2 protein-coding genes and 1 pseudogene are annotated in these 1964 nt (G+C 75.7%); 1 reads left to right on the plus strand and 2 read right to left on the minus strand.

Features of this window, described 5'->3' with window-relative positions; genetic code table 11:
* A pseudogene (locus AC51EU_RS29970) lies at positions 1-335 on the plus strand (Tat pathway signal sequence domain protein); the annotation flags it as partial.
* Here AC51EU_RS29970 and AC51EU_RS29975 read toward each other — a convergent pair.
* A complete protein-coding gene (locus tag AC51EU_RS29975) occupies positions 292-1182 on the minus strand; it encodes a class I SAM-dependent methyltransferase (protein WP_496270237.1) in 891 nt (296 codons plus the stop codon). The pseudogene AC51EU_RS29970 and the gene AC51EU_RS29975 overlap by 44 nt on opposite strands.
* 183 nt (positions 1183-1365) lie before the next feature.
* A partial coding sequence (locus AC51EU_RS29980; protein ID WP_496270238.1) for a TerD family protein occupies positions 1366-1964 on the minus strand: 599 nt, incomplete at its 5' end.

Below are 1964 nucleotides of genomic sequence, written 5' to 3' on the forward strand. Positions count from 1 at the left end.
GCGCCGGTGAGGACGGCGGCGGGCAGCTGTGGTGCTACGACCCGGGGCGGCGGACGCTGACCCTCACGGCACGGCTCACCACCGCCCCCGCCCCGGACGGCGGGCCCGCCGCCGCGCCGCACGGCGGCCTGGTCGCCGCCGGGGAACACCACGGTGCCCCGTACCTCCTCGGCCTCAGCGGCGACGGCAGCGCCCGCCCCTTCGCCCGCGGCGGGTTCACCGCACCCTCGTTCTCCCCCGACGGGCGGACCCTCTTCGCCCACCTGGCGGGACCCGGCCTCACCGTCGCCGTCACCGGTCCGTGGCGGCGGGCCCTCCCGTGCCGGACGCCGTGAGCAGGTAGTAGTCCAGCAGCCCGCTCTCGTACGCGGCCAGATAGCGGCGCGGCCACCCGTCGCGCAGCTCCGCCCGCTGCGCCATGTAGCGGTCGTACGGTTCCCACACCGCGTGCCCGACCGACCGGACCCGTACGTCCCGCAGTCCGGCGGCGGACAGGACGGCCGCGACGTCGTCGACCACGTGGGGGATGTCCAGGCCGTCCGCGAACGGGGGCAGCAGCTCGGGCAGTGCCTCGGCGGCGTCGGGGCCGCGGGCGAAGAACGTCGTCAGGGCCAGCCGGCCGTCCGCCCGCAGCACCCGCGCCGTCTCACGGGCGAAACCGGGCAGGTCACGGAAGTGCTGCGCGGCCTCCACCGAGAACAGGCAGTCCACACTGCCGTCCGGCAGCGGGATGCGCTGGGCGGCGCCGTGGACGAACTCCAGCCGTCCGGGCGCGGGCCCCTCCAGCAGCCGGGCGTGGGTGCGGCGGGCGCGGGCGATCTGCTCGGGGTGCAGATCGAGGCCGATGACCGTCCCGAAGCCGCACTCGGCGAGCGCCAGCGCGCTGCCCAGCCCCCGGCCGCAGCCCACCTCCAGGGCGGTGAGCCCCCGCGTCCGGTCGAAGGTGCCCAGGACCAGCCGGTAGAGGTCCTGCTCGCTGCGGACGCGGTCGGCCGGGGTCAGCGGCCGGTCGGCGGCACCGGCGACGTCCGCCCAGTAGCCGAAGTTGATGAAGCCTCCGGCGAACGCGGGCACGGTGCTCAGGTCGTGGTCGCCGTAGGTGTCGGCGACCGGGTCGGGGATCGGGGCCTCGTCACCGGGGGACGGGGCCCCGCCGGACGGGGGTACGGGCTGCTGCGGCATCGGACGCTCCTCGTACGGGCCGGGGCGGCCGGACGGAAACCCGGACGCGGGCCGGCGTGGGGGCCCAGGTGCGCGCGATACCGGTGGCGGTCACGGCACACACCACCCGATTCTCGTCCGGGGAACGCCGCCGCACCAGAGGGGGACGCCCGGTCGCGTCGGCGCCGGGCCGGGGCGCCCGCCTCAGAGCGCCTGGGCGCCCGGCTTGACCATGCCGCGTACGGTGCGCGCGTCGAGGAACTCGCCGAGGGCGGTCATCTCCCACTCGCCGGAGTACTGCCGGACGAGCTTGGCCATGAGGACCCCGGTGTGCGGCTCGGTGCCGGTCAGGTCGAACCGCACCAGTTCCTCGCCGGTCGCCGCGTCCGTCAGCCGGCAGTACGCGCGGGCGATCCGCGAGAACTTCTGGCCCGAGAACGAGTTCACGGTGAAGACCAGGCCGGTGACATGCGGCGGGAGACCGCCCAGATGGACGGTGATGACCTCGTCGTCGCCCGCGCCGTCCCCGGTGAGGTTGTCGCCGGAGTGCTGGACGGCGCCGTCGAGTATCAGCAGCCTGCCGAAGTAGCAGCTGCCGACCTGCTCGCGGCGCGGGTCGTAGGCGATGACGGAGGCGTCCAGGTCGATGTTCCTGCCGCGCTGCGCCGGCTCCCAGCCCAGGCCCATGCGGACCGTCCCGAGCAGCGGCCGGCCGCCCTTGACCAGGGAGACGGTCTGGTGCTTGCGGAGGTCGACGCGTCCCTTGTCGAGGTTGACCCGGCCGCCCGAGGGCGCCGGGGCGG

The organism is Candidatus Streptomyces philanthi, from assembly GCF_059553635.1.

Coding starts and splice junctions, on each gene's coding strand:
- AC51EU_RS29975 (WP_496270237.1), bottom strand. CDS start 1,182: ATGCCGCAGCAGCCCGTACCCCCGTCCGGCGGGGCCCCGTCCCCCGGT.